14 protein-coding genes are annotated in these 18,088 nt (G+C 62.5%); 13 read left to right on the top strand and 1 reads right to left on the bottom strand.

Going from position 1 to position 18,088, the window contains the following annotated elements; all coding sequences use genetic code 11:
* Positions 1-299 precede the first annotated feature (299 nt).
* From NH14_RS06630 to NH14_RS06610, 5 genes are all read left to right on the top strand, one after another.
* The gene (locus tag NH14_RS06630) at positions 300-1,763 is read left to right on the top strand and encodes a catalase (protein WP_035533893.1); all 1,464 of its coding nucleotides are present in this window, start codon (positions 300-302) and stop codon (positions 1,761-1,763) included.
* 265 nt (positions 1,764-2,028) lie between these two features.
* Positions 2,029-2,643: a cytochrome b gene (locus NH14_RS06625; protein WP_035533891.1), complete on the top strand. Its 615-nt coding sequence runs from the start codon at positions 2,029-2,031 to the stop codon at positions 2,641-2,643.
* A 20-nt stretch (positions 2,644-2,663) separates the two neighbouring features.
* Entirely contained in the window at positions 2,664-4,142 is a 1,479-nt protein-coding gene (locus NH14_RS06620) for a glycosyltransferase family 2 protein (RefSeq protein WP_035533889.1), read from the top strand.
* A gap of 188 nt (positions 4,143-4,330) precedes the next feature.
* Positions 4,331-6,007, top strand: a complete 1,677-nt coding sequence (locus NH14_RS06615; RefSeq protein WP_035533917.1) for an acid phosphatase — start codon at positions 4,331-4,333, stop codon at positions 6,005-6,007.
* 553 nt (positions 6,008-6,560) lie between these two features.
* Entirely contained in the window at positions 6,561-7,997 is a 1,437-nt protein-coding gene (locus tag NH14_RS06610) for a sugar efflux transporter (RefSeq protein WP_084225955.1), read from the top strand.
* A 48-nt stretch (positions 7,998-8,045) separates the two neighbouring features.
* Here NH14_RS06610 and NH14_RS06605 read toward each other — a convergent pair whose 3' ends face one another.
* The gene (locus NH14_RS06605) at positions 8,046-8,525 is read right to left on the bottom strand and encodes a hypothetical protein (protein WP_035533914.1); all 480 of its coding nucleotides are present in this window, start codon (positions 8,523-8,525) and stop codon (positions 8,046-8,048) included.
* A gap of 629 nt (positions 8,526-9,154) precedes the next feature.
* On the opposite strand from NH14_RS06605, the gene NH14_RS06600 reads away from it, so the two are divergent.
* The 8 genes from NH14_RS06600 (at position 9,155) to NH14_RS06565 (ending at position 18,040) form a co-directional block, all read left to right on the top strand.
* Positions 9,155-10,702 carry an NADH-quinone oxidoreductase subunit M gene (locus NH14_RS06600; RefSeq protein WP_035533887.1) on the top strand — a complete coding sequence of 516 codons (1,548 nt, stop codon included), beginning with the start codon at positions 9,155-9,157 and terminating at the stop codon, positions 10,700-10,702.
* Positions 10,703-11,053: 351 nt separating this feature from the next.
* On the top strand, positions 11,054-11,941 hold the full coding sequence (cyoA, locus tag NH14_RS06595) for a ubiquinol oxidase subunit II (RefSeq protein ID WP_035533912.1): 888 nt from the start codon (positions 11,054-11,056) through the stop codon (positions 11,939-11,941).
* A 7-nt stretch (positions 11,942-11,948) separates the two neighbouring features.
* Complete coding sequence (gene cyoB / locus NH14_RS06590; RefSeq protein ID WP_035533885.1) at positions 11,949-13,985, top strand: cytochrome o ubiquinol oxidase subunit I; 2,037 nt, start codon at positions 11,949-11,951, stop codon at positions 13,983-13,985.
* Positions 13,985-14,596, top strand: coding sequence for a cytochrome o ubiquinol oxidase subunit III (gene cyoC / locus NH14_RS06585; RefSeq protein ID WP_035533883.1), 612 nt, complete (start codon positions 13,985-13,987; stop codon positions 14,594-14,596). Before cyoB ends, cyoC begins: the two co-directional genes overlap by 1 nt.
* Complete coding sequence (gene cyoD / locus NH14_RS06580; RefSeq protein ID WP_035533881.1) at positions 14,597-14,926, top strand: cytochrome o ubiquinol oxidase subunit IV; 330 nt, start codon at positions 14,597-14,599, stop codon at positions 14,924-14,926.
* A gap of 209 nt (positions 14,927-15,135) precedes the next feature.
* Positions 15,136-15,738 carry a TetR/AcrR family transcriptional regulator gene (locus NH14_RS06575; protein ID WP_035533879.1) on the top strand — a complete coding sequence of 201 codons (603 nt, stop codon included), beginning with the start codon at positions 15,136-15,138 and terminating at the stop codon, positions 15,736-15,738.
* Positions 15,739-15,931: 193 nt separating this feature from the next.
* Complete coding sequence (locus NH14_RS06570; RefSeq protein WP_035533877.1) at positions 15,932-16,615, top strand: type 1 glutamine amidotransferase domain-containing protein; 684 nt, start codon at positions 15,932-15,934, stop codon at positions 16,613-16,615.
* A 327-nt stretch (positions 16,616-16,942) separates the two neighbouring features.
* Positions 16,943-18,040 (top strand): NADH:flavin oxidoreductase/NADH oxidase, encoded by a 1,098-nt coding sequence (locus tag NH14_RS06565; protein WP_035533876.1) that lies wholly within the window; start codon positions 16,943-16,945, stop codon positions 18,038-18,040.
* Positions 18,041-18,088: the final 48 nt, after the last annotated feature.

Here is an 18,088-nt window from a genome sequence, read left to right as displayed (position 1 = left end):
AACTTTCTGTCGATCGAGCACCAGGTTCGCGTATTGGTGCGATGCAGCAATTGACTCCATCATATCTCAAAACAAAGACGTGTCAAGCAATTTCTTGTGCATCGCACCAATTCCGTAAGCACCTGATTCGCTTCGGAAAATCGAGACAAAGCGTAGGCCTTTAGAACGCGCTCTTGTACACCCGAAATTTCCGATGCGAAATGCATGAGTCGCGTGCTGAACCGCCTGCGCGCAGCTTGCTGTGGTCGCGGGCACAATTGCGCTCTCTGGCTACCTCTGGTCGACACAGGAGATGTGAAATGGCTGATTCGAGCGGCAAGTCTCTCGGCAAATCCACGACGAGCACGGGGGCACCGGCCGTCAGCGACCGCAACTCGCTGACCATCGGTCCTGACGGCCCGATTCTGTTGCACGACGTGCATTTTCTCGAGCAGATGGCGCACTTCAATCGCGAGAAAGTGCCGGAGCGCCAACCGCATGCGAAGGGCGCTGGCGCGTTTGGCGAGTTCAAGGTCACGGAGGACGTCTCGAAGTACACGAAGGCGGCCTTGTTCCAGAAGGGTGCCAGCACCGAAGTGCTCGCGCGCTTTTCCACAGTGGCGGGCGAGATGGGCAGCCCTGATACCTGGCGCGACGTGCGCGGGTTCTCGCTGAAGTTCTATACGACCGAAGGCAATTACGATCTGGTCGGCAACAATACGCCGGTGTTCTTCGTGCGCGACCCGATGAAGTTTCCCCACTTCATCCGCAGCCAGAAGCGGCTTCCCGATTCCGGCTTGCGCGACAGCCACATGCAATGGGACTTCTGGACCAGCAATCCGGAGACGGCGCATCAAGTCACGTATCTGATGGGCGAGCGCGGGCTGCCGAGGACATGGCGCCATATGAACGGCTACGGCTCGCATACGTTCATGTGGGTGAATGCGCAGGGCGAGAAGTTCTGGGTCAAGTATCACTTCCATACGAACCAGGGCATGCAGTTTTTCACGAACGCTGAGGCGGAGGCCACGTCCGGCCGCGACGCCGACTTCCATCGCCGCGATCTATTCGAGGCGATCCAGCGCGGCGAGCATCCGTCGTGGAGGGTTTCGGTGCAGGTCATGCCTTATGCCGACGCCAGGACCTATCGCTTCAATCCGTTCGATCTAACCAAGACGTGGTCGCACAAGGACTATCCGCTCATCAAGGTCGGCACGATGACGCTCAATCGCAACCCGGAGAACTTCTTCGCGCAGATCGAGCAGGCGGCGTTCTCGCCGGGCAACACGGTGCCGGGCATCGGGCTGTCGCCGGACCGGATGCTGCTGGGCCGCGCGTTTGCCTATAACGATGCGCAGCGCGCGCGTATCGGCACGAACTTCCACCAGTTGCCGGTGAATCGCCCGAAGGTGCCGGTACAGACCTATATGTTCGACGGCAACATGACTTACGAGCACAGCGGCAGCGCGCCGGTCTATGCGCCGAACAGCGGCGGGCGTCCGTGGGCCGACCAGACCGGTTCCGTTGAAGAAGGCTGGGAAGCCGATGGCGAAATGGTGCGCAGCGCCTATACGCTGCATGCCGAAGACGACGATTTCGGCCAGGCGGGCAATCTCGTGCGCAACGTTTTCAACGACGCGCAGCGCGCGCAACTCGTCGACCAGGTGGTGGCGAGCCTGAACGGTGTGCGCAGCCCGGTGCGTGAGCGCGTGTTCGAGTACTGGAAAAATATCGATGCCGAGGTTGGGCGCGCGATTGAAGCCAAGGCGAGCAGCGGGAGGTAAGGGCGCTGTTAGCCAGGCGGCTATCGCGTTGATTGTTTGAACCGGCGCGGTGCTTGTGCACCGCGCCGGTTTTTTATTGATGCGTGGCTGTGCAGGTTCGGCGCCATCGGCACGAGGCATGCCGATGCGCTTCTGCGCAGCGTGAGGCGAGGGCGCATAATGCGCGGATCGCACTATACGGTCTGCGCAATTCGCAATGCGCGCGAGGGAATAAATCCGCCGACCGGCGCGTTATTCCCAGACTGAAACGTTACTGCATGCTCACGTGAAAACTTCCCTTTCCGCCGCACCCGGTTCCGCGACCACGGCATCCGCGCAGAAGTACACGCGCGTTGCCGTGCTGCTGCACTGGTCGATCGCCTTGCTGATTCTCGCCAACGTCGCACTCGGGCTGACCGTCGCGCTGTTGCCCGACGGCACACTATCCGATGAGTCGATTCGCTTCGTCATCGACACGCACAAATCCATTGGCATCACCGTGCTCGGCCTTGCGATCCTGCGCGTGCTGTGGCGTTTCACGCATCGGCCGCCGCCTTTGCCCGCCGAATTCTCCATGTGGGAGCGTACGGCGGCGCACGCCGCGCACATCGTGCTGTACGTGCTCATCTTCGCCATGCCGCTTTCGGGCTGGCTGCACGACTCCGCGTGGGTAGCCGCCGCGTCGCATCCCATGTATCTGTTCGGCCTGTTTCAGTGGCCGCGCATTGGCTTCATCATGAATCTCGATCCGGCGACCAAGAACCAGTTGCACGATCAGTTTGGCGCGCTGCACACGGCGTGCAGCTATGCGTTGTACGGCGTGCTCGCGCTGCATGTCGCGGGGGCGCTCAAGCATCAATGGATCGATCGCCATTCGGTGCTGCGCCGGATGATGCCGTGAACACCGCAACAAGGACTGCCTTGAACAACCGGCTGGACGAGGCGCTCGCGCGTACGTCGCCGCGCCTCGCGCCGCCGCGAACGCCGTTTGCCAGCATCGCGATTCACGTGGGCATCATGGTGCTGTGGTGCATGTTGTTTGCGCGCGCATTTTTTCTGCAAGGCGTGGTCGCGTGGTCGACCGGCATTGCCTATGTGATTTACGACACGCTGCTACTCGTGTTCGTGGCATGGCAGGCGCGCGTGCTGCTGGGTCCAGCCGGCGCGGCGGCCATCACGGCCGATGCCATAGCAGCGGGGCCCGTGTCGCAACCGACGCTCGGTGTGATCGTCGCCGCCCACAACGAGGCGGCGGTGCTGCCCATCACGCTCGACGCGCTGTTCGCACAGACTCGCGCACCGCAACAAATCGTGATTGCCGACGATGGCTCGAGCGACGGCACCACAGCATTGCTTGTGCATCGCTACGGGCTGGCCGATCCCGGCGAAGGGCGCTTGAGCCCGCCTTCGCCCGGCTATCCGAATCTGCGCTGGCTGAAACTGCCGCACGGCGGGAAGGCGCGCGCGCTCAACGCGGCGCTCTGCGCGATACGGACCGATGCGGTGATGACCGTCGACGCCGACACGCTGCTCGAACCCGATGCCTGCGCGGCCATGGTCGACGCGTTTGGCCGCGATCCCACGCTCGTGGCAGCGGCGGGGCTGCTCACGCCGGTTTGCGGACGCTCGCCGAGCGGGCGCTTTTTTCAGTGGTTCCAGACCTACGAGTACATCCGCAATTTCATCTCGCGCTTCGCGTGGATGCGCGCGGACAGCCTGCTGCTCGTCTCCGGCGCGTTCGCGGCCTTCCGGCGCGACGCGATAGTGGCGGTGGGCGGCTTCGATCCGCATTGCCTTGTAGAGGATTACGAACTGATCCATCGGCTGCGGCGCTATTCGGCGCGCGAGCGGCTCGGCTGGGATGTGCGCGTGATTGGCGCCGCGCGCGCCCGCACCGACGCGCCCGGCACGCTCGCAAGCTTTCTGCGGCAGCGCCGCCGCTGGTTCGCGGGTTTTTTGCAGACCCAGTACTGGTATCGCGACATGACTGGGAACCGTCGCTACGGCAAGCTCGGTCTCATGATGCTGCCCGTGAAGGCGTTCGATACCATGCAGCCCATTTATGGCCTTACGGCGTTTGCGCTGTTGCTCGGGTTTCTCTTCGACGGCCGCTTCACGATCGTGCTGCCGGTGCTCGCGGTGATCGTCGGGAAGGTCGTGATCGATCTCGCGTTCCATCTGTTTTCCGTGTATGTGTACCGGCGCTGGAGCGGCGACCGTACGAACTCCAGCTTCGGCATGGCGCTGCTAGCGGCGATCTTCGAGCCATTCTCGTTCCAGTTGATGCGCCACGCGGGCGCAGCGCTCGGCTGGCTGCATTTTTTGCTCGGGCGCCGCAAGTGGGGCGCGCAGCAGCGCACCGGCCTGGGCGCGCCTCGGGGCCGCGGGACGCTGGCGTAGTCCGTTGCGCCGAATGCGGTTGAATGCGCCTGAATGTACCGCGGAGCCCGCATATCGGTCCGCGCACGGTATCCTCCTCGTGACACGCGAAGCGCTCGCGCGATTTCCGATACGACACAGGAGGCAAGCCGATGCGGCAAGACGACCCGAAAGCACCGGATCCGCAAGTCAGCGACGAACCGCTGGGCATGAGCGGCCCCGGCCACAACGGCGCGGACCATCATGGTCCAGACGATCCCGCCCGCCGCCGCGTGCTGGGCGGGATCGCAGCGGTTGGCGTGGGCCTCGCGCTAGGCGGCTGCCAGTCGCCCGCGCAAAGCGCGGGCGAGGCGCCGCGCAGTGCCGGCGATGCGCGTCTCGACGCGGCGCTGCGCGACCAGGTGCGCCACATCGTCGTGATCTATGCGGAGAACCGCAGCTTCGTCAATCTCTACGGCGATTTCCCGGGCGTGCAGACGCCGCTTTCCAGCGTACCTGCGCAGCGCTATATGCAACTCGATCGCGACGGCAAGACGCCGCTCGCGCAGTTGCCGAAGATCTGGGGCGGACTGGTTCCGCAGGCGCAGGAGCTCGACGGCAAGCGTTACATGATCGGCCAGGAGGCCATTACCGGCCTCGCAAACCGTCCATTTCGCATCGGCGACGCTCATGGCAATCCGTTGCCGAACGGAATCAAAACGCGCGATCTCATCCATCGCTTCTACCAGAACCAGATGCAGATCAACGCCGGCCGCAACGACCAGTTCGCCGCGTGGGGCGATTCGGGCGGCCTCGTGATGGGCTATTACGAGAACTCCGCCGCGACGCTGCGGCTCTGGAAACTCGCGCAGCAATACACGCTGTGCGATAACTTCTTCATGGCGGCGTTCGGCGGCTCGTGGCTCAACCACATCTATCTGATCTCCGCGCAGGCGCCGTACTACCCCAACATTCAGTCGAGCCCGGCGAAGCACCTCGTCTCCGTGCTCGAGGGCGACAACCCGCTCGGCACGCGCCTGAAGCTCGCGCCCGATTGTCCGCCTTCGGCGCTGGGCGGCCCGCCGAAATTCGTGAACGATGGCCTGTTCACGCCCGACGGTTATGCGGTCAACACCATGGCGCCGCCGTATCAGCCGAGCAGCGTGCGGCCCGCCGAGGATGGCAATCCCGCGTGGGCCGATCCCGCCAACCCGCGCGTGATGCCGCCGCAAACCTACGCGACCATCGGCGACCGGCTCTCCGCGAAGGGCGTCGACTGGGCCTGGTACAGCGGCGCCTGGCAATATGCGCTGGACCACCGCGACACGGGCGCCGTGCCCGACTTCCAGTATCACCACCAGCCGTTCAACTACTTCGCCAACTACGCGCCAGGCACAGCCGCGCGCGCACGGCACCTGCGCGATGCGGGCCTCGGCGACGATCCGGCCACCAACCGCCTGATTGCCGACATCGACGCGGGACGGCTGCCCGCCGTCACTTTCTACAAGCCGCAGGGCAACCTGAACATGCACGCGGGCTACGCCGACGTGGCGTCGGGCGACCGCCACATCGCCACCGTGATCGAGCATCTGCAGCGCAGCGCGCACTGGGCGAATACCGTGATCGTGATGACGCACGACGAGAACGGCGGCTGGTGGGATCCGGTCGCGCCGCCACAGGGCGACCGCTGGGGGCCGGGCTCGCGCGTTCCGGCGCTCGTGATCGCGCCGTTCGCGAAGAAGGGTTTTGTGGATCACACGTTCTACGACACCAACTCGATCCTGCGCTTCATCAGCCGCGTGCACGGCCTCCCGCCGCTCGACGGCGTGGCGTCGCGCGAGCGCGCATGCGCCGCGCGCGGGCAGACGCCGCCGGGCGATCTCACTGCGGCGCTCGATCTGGCGTGACGGCATTCGCGGTCGTGTGCGGCGGGAAGCGGCGGGTTGCTCATTGGAAACGCACTTGCCGCTTCCGTGACTGAATCGATGAACTTGTCGTCCGATCAATGAGTTGGCGAGATCCCCAGGCGGTTATCAACAGAGTTGCCAACAAAAACTGTGGACAACTTTTTCGTGCAAAATTTGTGCATCCGCCGTGGCTCTCGCAGGCTTGCTTTTTAAAATCATGGACTTGGCATCGATGTCCCAAGGTTGCCCACAAGGCTGTGAACAAAATCTGTGGACAAGCGCAGCGCCAGTTTTCGTTTCGGCGGCAAATTTGCTGCATTCGGAAACGGCACGCACAATCCGATACACATCAGACACTTGCCTCACTCGTCCAGGAGTTACACACAGGCCTTTCCACCAAATCTGTGGATAGCGCACCCAGATGCTGATACGCCTGGCAAGCGCCTTGCGCGAGGCTCGGCTTGCGCCCGATAATCGCCCTCGACACCGCTTGATTACGACATGATCGCGACGCCTCCTGTGTCGCGGCTTCTCTCCCATTCTGCGTCGCGCCGTGCTCAAGAACTCGCGCTTTGCCGGTCTTCTGCGTATTCCAGGTTTTCTGCCGCTTGCCGGCGCCACGCTCATGCTGGGCGTGGCGATGTCGTTCACCGCACCGTATCTGTCCTTGTTTGGCGTCGAACGCGCCGGCATGACGCCGTTGCGGCTCGGTGTGTTCATGACCGCGATAGCGGCGAGCGGCGTCATCGCCAGCACGGCGGCCGGGCGATGGAGCGACGCCTCGGGCAAGCATCGGCCGCTGTTGCTCGCTTCGCTGTGCGCGGCAACGCTCGGCTATTTGTGCTTGTGCGTCGTGCGCGATTACCGCTTGCTGCTCGCGGTGGGCGTGGTGTTCATCGGCGCGGGCGGTTGCGCGCTCTCGCTCGTGTTTTCGTTCAGCCGTGCAGCGCTGCCGGCCGCCGACGACGCCGAGCGCACTTTCGCAAGCGCCACTTTGCGCACGATTCTTTCGGCGGCGTGGGTGTTTGGGCCGGCGGTTGGCGCACTGGTGCTCGCGGCCACCAGCTTCTATGGACTATTCCTGTTCGCGGCGGCGAGCTTTGCGGTATGCGGCACGATCGTCTGGCGCATGCGCGAGACGCGCCAGGACGAGCACGCGACCCAGCATCTGGTGACGCGGCCCACGGCCGAGGAGGTTGCCGGGGAGTTGGCGCAAGACGCCTTGGCGCCTTACGAAGGTCAGCCGCTCACCCAGGCGGAAGTGCAGCCCGCTGTGACTCATCGCGTGCATGTGAGCGCCCCTGACGTCTCGCAGAGCGACATCATGCGTGCGGTGGTCGCGCTCACGCTCATCGGCCTCGCCGCCAACGCGACGATGATCGTGCTGCCGCTCTATATCGTGCACGGCCTTCAGGGCACGCGCCTCGACGTTTCGATCATGCTCGGGCTCGGCGCGTTCATGGAAATTCCGATGATGCTCGCGCTCGGCGCGAAAGCGTCGCGGCTAAACAAGTTGCGCTGGCTCGCGGCCTGCGCGGTCGTGCACGCGGTGTATTTCGTGTCGATGTCGGCAGCGCCGGGCGTGTACGCGCTGATTCCCATGCAGATCCTCAACGCATTCGTGGTGGCCGTTACTTCGTGCCTCGGCATGACCTACGTGCAGGATCTGATGCCCGAGTCTCCCGGCCGCGCCACCGCGTTGTTCTTCAATGCGTCGCGGCTGGGTTCGATTCTGTCCGGCGTGCTTTCGGGCCTGCTCGTGCAGGCGTTCGGGTATCGCGGCACGTTTCTGTTCTGCGGCGTGCTCGCACTTTGCTCGCTCGTGCTGTTTGCAGTTCCGGGCGAGTTTTATCCGCGTATGGTGCATGCCGCGCGGCGTCATACACGCGAGCGTTTCGGCCCGAGCCTCGGGCGTACCAGCAGCACCAATAGCACCCGAAGCGCCCACAGCACGAAGCAACGCAACAATGTAATTGTCGATCCTGATTAATTCGCAGCGAACGAAAAACCGCGCAATTCCCACGCGGCTCAGAAGCATTCAATGCATGTACGTCACGCGGCGCGCGCGATGGCTCAGCCGCAGGCCCGCATCGAGCAGCGCGATGGCGAACCATCGCGCGGACTTGAGCATGCCGCTCACGCTCGGCGTCGGCAGCCAGTCGTTGAGCAGTTGCACGGCGGCCTCGCTGCGCGTCGATTGCAGCAGCGCAATGACCTGCAGCAGCGAGCCTTCGTCCTTCGCAAGTTCGGATGCGCAGCGGCAGCGCGTGTCGAGCGGGCGGCACGAGGCGCGGCACAAGGTAGCCATCAAGCGCTCGAACTGGTCGATGCCGTGGGTGGCGAGCCCGGCCTCGACGAGCACGCCGCGCCAGTTTTCGGCTTTGCCATGTGCGTCGCAGTGCGGACGCAGCCAGGTGCGCACTGCGCGCAGCACGGTCTGTTCGGCGCTGTCCGGGTGCTGGGCGAAGGTTTCGTCGATCAGCGTGTCGTTTCTCGCGGATAGAGTGGTCGGGTTCATGAAGCCTCCTGTCGGCTGGAATGCGTGCTTCAGCACGGACTCTGGCGACATGATGCTGCAAATCTTTCTCAAACGCAAATGATTCTCATTTGCTAAATTAACCCTGGCTAGATTGAGGCTATTTGGCGAACCGAATGCGTCGCCCGGGACCGGCATGAGGCTTTTTTGCATCGCGCAAACGCGCGCGGGGCGGGGCTGGCACGGCCCCCGCCTTCTGGATTCGATGCATAAGTCATTGAACCGAAAGAAACAAGTAAGGTATTATTCGGGCCGCGCGGAGCGACGACGTGTCGCTCCTGGGTTGATCAAGGAAGTCTCAAGGGGCGCTTTCCAGATCAAAAAACATGCGTCTGACGCAATGTGTTGTATTTCGTCTTAGTATGAATCTGAATAAAAACAATGACTTGTATCAAGCATTGATCCGGTCCGAGTTGTTGCGCTGCAAAACTTCCGTATTCCGATTACCCTCGTTAACCCTTGAACGTGTGTTGCATCTCGCCTTGTAGCTGACAAATACGTTACAGCGCGTCCGGTCCGATTTTCACCCCACGTCAAACTTTCAAATTGCTTGCGCACAAGACCGTGCGCCGAGGAAGCTATTCGCTCCGCATTTTTAGGGTCCCGTTGAAATGCAATCCGTTCCATTCCTGAGTCTGGCGATCTGGATTCCCATCCTGTTCGGCGTGGCCGTCCTGCGCGTCGGATCGGATCGTCAACCGCAGCACGCGCGCTGGTTGTCTCTGATCGGCGCCATCGTTGGCCTGCTGCTGACCTTGCCGCTGATCACAGGTTTTGACAACCACGCTGCCGGCATGCAGTTCGTCGAATTCCGCAACTGGCTGCCCGAGTTCGGCGTGGCCTGGCGTCTCGGGATTGATGGCATTTCGATGTGGCTCGTCGTGCTGACCGCGTTCACTACGCTCGTGATCGTGATCGCCTCGTGGGCGTCGATCACGGAGCGCGTCGGACAATACTTCGGCGCGTTCCTGATTCTCTCGGGCTTGATGGTCGGCACCTTCGCGGCCACCGACGGCATGCTGTTCTTCGTGTTCTTCGAAGCAACGCTGATTCCGCTGTACCTGCTGATCGGCACCTGGGGCCACGCTCGCCGCACCTACGCCGCGGTCAAGTTCTTCTTCTTCTCGCTCGCGGGCTCGCTGCTGATGCTGCTGTCGATGCTGTATCTCTACAGCCAGTCGCACACCTTCGACATGTCCGCGTGGCATAACCTCACGCTCGGCTTCGTTCCGCAGATTCTCATCTTTATCGGTTTCTTCGCGGCCTTCGCGGTCAAGGTGCCGATGTGGCCGTTCCACACGTGGCTGCCCGACGTCCACCTCGAAGCGCCCACCGGCGCAACCGTGCTGATGGCGATGCTCAAGCTCGGCGGCTACGGCTTCCTGCGCTTCACGCTGCCGATCACGCCCGACGCCGCGCATTTCTTCGCGCCGGCGATCATCACGCTCTCGCTCGTGGCAGTGGTGTACTCGAGCCTGCTCGCGCTCGCGCAGACCGACATGACCAAGATGCTTGCGTACTCAACGGTCGCGCACATGGGTCTCGTCACACTGGGCCTGTTCCTTTTCAACCAGATCGGCACCGAAGGCGCGATCGTGCAGATGATCTCGTACGGCTTCGTCTCGGGCGCGTTGCTGCTCTCGGTCGGCGTGCTGTTCGACCGCACGAAGACGCGCACGATCTCGGCCTATGGCGGCGTCGCCAACGTGATGCCGCGTTACGCCGCTTTCATGATGCTGTTCTGCATGGCCAACCTGGGCCTGCCGGGCACCTCGGGCTTCGTAGGCGAGTTCATGGTCATCATGGGCGCGATCCGCGTGAACTTCTGGGTCGGCGCGATTGCCGCGACGACCGTCATTCTGAGCGCTGCGTACACCCTCTGGATGTACAAGCGCGTGATCTTCGGCGCTGTGGCGAACAAGCGCGTGGCGAAGCTGGCCGACCTCGGCCGCCGCGAAACGCTGATCTTCGCTTCGCTCGCAGCGCTGGTGCTGGCAGTGGGCCTCTATCCGAAGCCCATGACCGATGCGATCGAGCTTTCGGCAGCGAACCTCGTGAACCAGGCTGGCCGCTCGAAGCAGCCCGCCGACGATGGCGCGCCTGCGGAAGCCGTGCGTGCGGGCACGGACGTTCGTGCCGCGCAGCACTCGCCGACGTAAAGGTCGTGATCAGCAAGTAAGGAATGACGGCGCACCTGCGTGCCGCCCCGCCATGAGGCGGCGCGGCGCGCGAGTGCGTCCAGAAGGTTTCGAATTTTGAGATTCGAAAAGAGCCGCTGCGGATCGGTGTCAAGACCGAAGTAGGGCGCGACGTGCGTGTGTTCCCGAGGCGCGACAAACCTCGCGAACACATGCGACATAGTGTCTCGATTTCGGTTTTGACAAAGATCATTTCTGCATTCATTGATTGTCTTCGATCAGAGCGGCTGTATGATTCGGGCGCGCTTCCCTTGTCTCATGTCAAAGGGGTGTGTCCGGAACTATTCAATGAATGAATTTCAGGCAAACGTGATGAAAAGAACGACCTTGCAAAGGTTACTGCTTCCCGTGAGTGCCGGATTGGCCATGTGTCTTTCCGGATGCAACTTGGAAGTCCTCGACCCCAAAGGCAGCGTGGGGATGGCGGAAAAGTCGCTGATCGCGACCTCCACCTGGGCCATGCTGATCGTGGTGATCCCCGTGATCATTCTGACGCTGTGGTTCGCGTACCGTTATCGCGCGTCGAACCGCAACGCCACTTATGCGCCGAAGTGGTCGCACTCGACGGCTATCGAAGTCGTCGTCTGGACCGTGCCGACGCTGATCATTCTGTTCCTCGGCGTGCTCACGTGGAAAACCACGCATGAGCTCGATCCGTACAAGCCGCTCGAATCGAACGTCAAGCCGATCAACGTCGAAGTGGTCGCGCTGGACTGGAAGTGGCTGTTCATTTATCCGGACCTCGGCATTGCCACGGTGAACCAGCTGGCTGTGCCCGTTGGCACGCCGGTGAACTTCAGCATCACGTCCGACTCGGTGATGAACTCGTTCTTCATCCCGCAACTGGGCACCCAGGTCTACGCGATGGCCGGCATGCAGACGCGCCTGCACCTGATCGCGGACGAAGCGGGCGATTACGCGGGCCTGTCGGCGAACTTCAGCGGCAAGGGCTTCTCGGACATGAAGTTCCGCACGATCGCAACGAACCAGCAAGACTTCGACGCATGGGTCCAGAAGGTGAAGGCGTCGCAAACGTCGCTTTCGATGGACCAGTACGCGACGGTCGCCAAGCCGAGCGAGAAGGCTCCGGTTGAGTACTTCTCGACGGTCGACCCGAAGCTCTTCAACAACATCATTGCGAAGTACAACAACGGCCATGTCACGAATTTCAGTGACCCGTCGTGCGTGACCAAGGGGTAAACCAGGCATGTTCGGAAAACTTACACTGGATGCCGTTCCGTATCACGAGCCGATCATTCTCGGCACGATGTTCGGCATGGCGGTCATCGGCGCACTCGTGCTCGGTGGCATCACTTACTTCGGTAAGTGGAAATATCTGTGGACGGAGTGGCTGACGAGCGTCGACCACAAGCGTCTGGGCGTGATGTACATCATCGTCGCTCTCATCATGCTCGTGCGTGGCTTCGCCGACGCCATCATGATGCGTACCCAGCTCGCGATTGCGTACAACGCGCCGGGCTATCTTCCGCCGCATCACTACGACCAGATCTTCACGGCGCACGGCGTGATCATGATTTTCTTCATGGCCATGGCCTTCATGGTCGGCCTGATGAACATCATCGTGCCGCTGCAGATCGGTGCGCGCGACGTGGCGTTCCCGTTCCTGAACTCGCTGTCGTTCTGGATGACCGCTGTTGGCGCGGCCCTGCTGATGATCTCGCTGGTCGTCGGTGAATTCGCGCAGACCGGCTGGCTCGCGTACCCGCCGCTTTCGGAGCTCGCATACAGTCCAGGGGTCGGCGTCGACTACTATCTGTGGGCGCTGCAGATCTCCGGTGTCGGCACGCTGCTGACCGGCGTGAACTTCTTCGTCACCATCATCAAGATGCGTGCCCCCGGCATGACGATGATGAAGCTGCCGGTGTTCACGTGGACGGCGCTGTGCACGAACGTGCTGATCATGGCTTCGTTCCCGGTCCTGACCATCGCGCTCGCGCTGCTCGGCCTCGACCGCTACATGGGCATGCACTTCTTCACGAACGATGCCGGCGGCAACGCCATGCTGTACCTGAACCTGATCTGGGCTTGGGGTCACCCAGAGGTGTACATCCTGATCCTGCCGGCGTTCGGCATTTTCTCGGAAGTCGTTTCGACCTTCGCGAAGAAGCCGCTGTTCGGCTACAAGGCGATGGTCTACGCGACCTGCGCGATCATGGTGCTGGCGTTCCTCGTGTGGCTGCACCACTTCTTCACGATGGGCTCGGGCGCCGACGTCAACGCGTTCTTCGGCATCGCCACGATGATCATCTCGATCCCGACGGGCGTGAAGATCTTCAACTGGCTGTTCACGATCTACCGCGGCCGCCTCGAGTTCAACTCGGCCGTGCTGTGGACGCTCGGCTTCATGGTCACCTTCACCATCGGCGGCATGACCGGCGTGATGATGGCGATCCCGGGCGCGGACTTCGTGCTGCACAACTCGCTGTTCCTGATTGCTCACTTCCACAACGTGATCATCGGCGGCGTGCTGTTCGGCTATCTCGCCGGCATGAACTTCTGGTTCCCGAAGGTGTTCGGCTTCAAGCTCAACGAAAAGCTCGGCAAGCGCGCGTTCTGGTTCTGGCTCACGGGCTTCTATGTCGCGTTCACGCCGCTGTACGTGCTCGGCTTCATGGGTGCAACGCGTCGTCTGAACCACTACGACAACCCGGCATGGCATCCGTGGATGCTGATCGCCTGGTTCGGCGCCGTGCTCGTGCTGATCGGCATCGTGCACCAGTTCGCACAACTGTACGTTTCGATCCGCGACCGCAACCTGCCGGAAAACCGCGACCTGACGGGCGATCCGTGGGGTGGCCGTACGCTGGAATGGTCGATCTCGTCGCCGCCGCCGTCGTATAACTTCCCGGTCATCCCGCACGTGAGCGAGCTCGACGAATTCGCGCACATGAAGGAAATGGGCCGCGAAACGCCGGACGTCGCGAACACGAAGTACACCGATATCCACATGCCCTCGAACACGAGCGCAGGCGTCTTTATCGGCTTCTTCAGCCTGGTGGTCGGCTTTGCTGGCATCTGGCACATCTGGTGGCTCATGATCGCTGGTTTCGTCGGCATTCTCGCGACGGCAATCGGCTACAGCTTCCAGAAGAACGAGGGTTACTACATCCCGGCCTCCAAGGTCCGGGCCGATGAAGAAGCGCGTAATCGCGCACTGGTCAAGGCGTTCGAAGACAAGCAGCGCCGTGGCAAGGTTGACGAAGCAGCACTGGAGGCCAACTGATGTCGACGAAAGCAAGTGCGGCCGCGCTCGCGGCGCACGATCACCACGATCACCCGCCGTCACATTCGGTGTTCGGCTTCTGGCTGTACCTGATGACGGACTGTATTCTGTTCGGCTCGCTGTTCGCAGTGTTCGCCGTGATGCAGAACCAGTTCGCAGGCGGCCCGACCGGCAAGGACCTGTTCGACATTCCGGGCGTCGCGCTGGAAACGGCAGTGCTGCTGCTGTCGTCCATCACGTACGGCTTCGCGATGATCGGCGCGTACAAGAAGCGCACCGGCCAGGTGATGTTCTGGCTGGCCATCACGTTCCTGCTGGGCGCGACCTTCCTGTACTTCGAACTGCATGAATTCGCGCACCTGATCGAAGAAGGTGCGGGCCCGCAACGCAGCGCGTTCCTCTCGTCGTTCTTCACGCTGGTGGCCACCCACGGTATCCACGTGACGTTCGGCATGCTGTGGATGATCGTGCTGATGGTGCAGACCCTGAAGGCGCCGGAAATCGGCGAGCGCGAAATTCGCCGCCTGTCGTGCCTGAGCCTTTTCTGGCACTTTCTGGACATCGTCTGGATCTGCGTGTTCTCCTTTGTTTATCTTGCGAGCGTGATCTAAATGAGTGCTCATTCCATCCACGAAGATGAAAGCCACGGCAGCCTCGGCGGCTATCTGGCAGGTTTCGTCCTGGCGGTGGTGCTCACGGCCGCTTCGTTCTGGCTCGTGCTGCATGGCGGCTTCTCGCGCGAAACCGCGCTGCTCGGCCTCGCCGTGCTGGCGGTCGTGCAGATCCTCGTGCACCTCGTGTTCTTCCTGCACATGAACTCGTCGTCGAGCCAGCGCTGGAACGTGACCGCGTTCACCTATACCGTGCTGACGGTGTTGATCATCGTTGGCGGTACGCTGTGGGTCATGCACAACGTCGGCATGAATATGATGTCGCGTTAAATGCTTGTTTCGTTATGCCGGAGCTTGACTCCGGCATAACGACAAGACAACGCCGCTTGGGCTCGCGCCCGGCGGCGTTTTTCATTTCTGGGCCTGGAGTTTCGTTTCGGAAACGCCGCGGAGCGAAGGGGTTTCCGATCGTGGAAGACACTACGCCGCATGCGTGTTTACTAGACGACTGGTCTATTCCGCCGGTAACATGACAACCCATGAACGCAGCGCCAGCCGTCGAAACGCGGCAACACATCCTCGATACCGCCATGCCCATCTTGCTGGGCAAGGGTTTTTCGGCCGTGGGTCTCAATGAGATCCTCGCGGCCGCAGGCGTCCCCAAGGGGTCGTTCTATCACTATTTCGGCTCGAAAGAAGCATTCGGCGAAGCGTTGCTGACGTCGTATTTCGCCGAGTACGCGGAACGCCTCGCGGTGCAGCTCTCGAGCGAGGCGGGTACGCCGGCCACGCGGCTCATCGGCTATTTTGACGCGTGGCGCGTGATGCAATGCGCGGACGGTCCGGACGGCAAGTGCCTCGCGGTGAAGCTGGGCGCAGAGGTCAGCGATCTTTCGGAGCCGATGCGCGCGGTGCTGCGCCGCGGCACGGACGAGATCATCGCGCGCATCGCGGCATGCATCGAAGAAGGCCGCGCGGATGGGTCGCTCTCGGGCGTGAGCGATGCTGCCGTAACGGCGGCGGCCCTGTATCAGCTATGGCTGGGCGCGACATTGATGGAGAAGATCCGTCGCGACCGCAGCCCGCTCGACGCTGCGATGACGACTACGCGGCAATTGTTGAATCTGCCGGTCGGCGACTGATTGAAGTCGAGCCGGCGTTTCCCGGTAACACGATTGCAGTGAAGCGGCGCGCTTGAGCGGGGCGCCGTATAAACGGGCGGCTTGGCGCGGCCTATGAATAGACGACTGGTCTAATAGTTCGTATCTGGCGCATTGTGCGGACCGGTTTTGCGAAGTGCGCAAGCACACGGACATCACCAAATAGAGGAACCCGATGAAGGTACTGATCGTTTTGACTTCGCACGAAGACCTCGGCAACACGGGCAAGAAGACCGGCTTCTGGCTCGAAGAATTTGCCGCGCCGTATTACGCGTTGCGAGACGCGGGGGCGCAGATCATGCTGGCTTCGCCCAAGGGCGGCCAGCCGCCGCTCGATCCGAAGAGCAGCGACCCCACGGCTCAGACCGACGCGACGCGCCGCTTCGACGCCGACGCCACGGCGCGTGCCGAGCTTTCCAATACGAAACGCCTCGCCGATGTCGATGCGAGCACGTTCGACGCGGTGTTCTACCCCGGCGGCCACGGCCCGTTGTGGGACCTCGCGGAAGATCCGGTCTCGATCGCACTGATCGAGAAAACGATTGCGGCGGGCAAGCCGGTCGCGGCCGTGTGCCATGCGCCGGGCGTGCTACGCCATGTGAAGGGCGCGGACGGCCAGCCTCTGGTGGCGGGCAAGGCGGTCACCGGCTTTTCGAATAGCGAAGAGGCTGCGGTGCAACTGACCGACGTGGTGCCGTTCCTTGTCGAGGACATGCTCAAGGAAAGCGGTGGCAAGTACACGAAAGCCGCTGACTGGGCGCCGCATGTCGAAACTGACGGATTGCTCATCACCGGGCAGAACCCGGCTTCGTCGGAACCGGTTGCTCACGCGCTGCTTGCGGCGCTGCGCAGCAAGTAAATACGGGCTGGTTGCCTGTAAAGGATTGCAGGCGCGGCCAGTCCAGCTTCGAGTTTCTTCACCGGATGTATCGCACGCGAGTTGTATCCGGTGAGTGCGCCGGTTTGCCCGTTGCGGGGCCGGCGCTCAATCGAGGAGGGCGGGGAGTTCGCGACCGCCGCCGTCTGCTTCCGATCTCTGTTTCCTTTCGGCAACGCGAGGAAATCCCGATTTTTCAAACCCAACGCACGCGTTGCGCGCATTGGGTGCTTGCGTCAATCAGTAACCGTTACGTGACCGGAGCGGGCCACTAGAGTGGCGGCTCGGGTTAATACAGGAGAGCACTAGATGTCTGCATTGTTCGAACCGTTCAAGCTCAAGAGCACAACGCTGCGCAACCGCATCGCCGTTCCGCCGATGTGCCAGTACATGGCCGTCGACGGCGTGATCAACGATTGGCATCACGTCCACTACGCACAAATCGCGCGCGGCGGCGCAGGCCTCGTGATTGTCGAGGCCACGGCGGTTTCGCCGGAAGGCCGCATCACGCCGGGCTGTACGGGCATCTGGAACGACGAGCAGGCCAAGGCCTTTGCGCCGACGGTCGCCGCAATCAAGGCGGCGGGCGCGGTGCCGGGCATCCAGCTCGCACACGCGGGCCGCAAGGCGAGCGCGAACCGTCCGTGGGAAGGCGACGACCATATCGCCGAAATCGATGCGCGCGGTTGGCAGACGATTGCGCCGTCCCCGATCGAGTTCGGCGCGCATCTGCCGAAGGTCCCGCGCGCAATGACGCTCGACGACATCGCGCGCGTGCGCGAAGACTTCGTTGCGGCGGCGAAGCGCGCGCTCGACGCCGGCTTCGAGTGGCTCGAACTGCACTTCGCGCACGGCTACCTCGGCCAGAGTTTCTTTTCGGAACATTCGAACCAGCGCAACGACGCTTATGGCGGCAGCCTCGAAAACCGCAGCCGTTTCCTTCTGGAAACGCTGGCTGCGGTGCGCAAGGTCTGGCCGGAGCACCTGCCGCTGACCGCGCGTTTCGGCGTGATCGAATACGACGGCCGCGACGAGCAGACGCTCGCCGAGTCGATCGAACTGGCCAAGAACTTCAAGCGCGAAGGGCTCGACATGCTGGGCGTGAGCGTGGGCTTTTCCACCCCGGCCGCGCGGATTCCCTGGGCGCCGGCTTTCCTCGCGCCGATCGCGCAGAAGGTGCGTCGCGCGGCGGGGTTGCCGGTGTCGTCGGCGTGGGGTATCGGCACGCCCGAGCTTGCGGAACGTTGCGTGGCCTCGGAGCAACTCGACCTGGTGATGGTCGGCCGCGCGCACCTCGCGAACCCGCACTGGCCGTACTTTGCCGCCCAGGAGTTGAGGGTCGAGCGCGCCGCGTGGACGCTGCCCGCGCCTTACGCGCATTGGCTCGAACGTTACAAGATGGGTTAAGCAGGGCGACGGCAAATATTGCCCATCGGAAACCGAACGGCGCATACC

Origin of the sequence: Paraburkholderia sacchari (genome assembly GCF_000785435.2) — a bacterium.
Classification (GTDB): domain Bacteria; phylum Pseudomonadota; class Gammaproteobacteria; order Burkholderiales; family Burkholderiaceae; genus Paraburkholderia; species Paraburkholderia sacchari.
The sequence above is the reverse complement of the archived record's forward strand: the minus strand, read 5'-3'. Positions and strand labels throughout refer to the sequence as shown.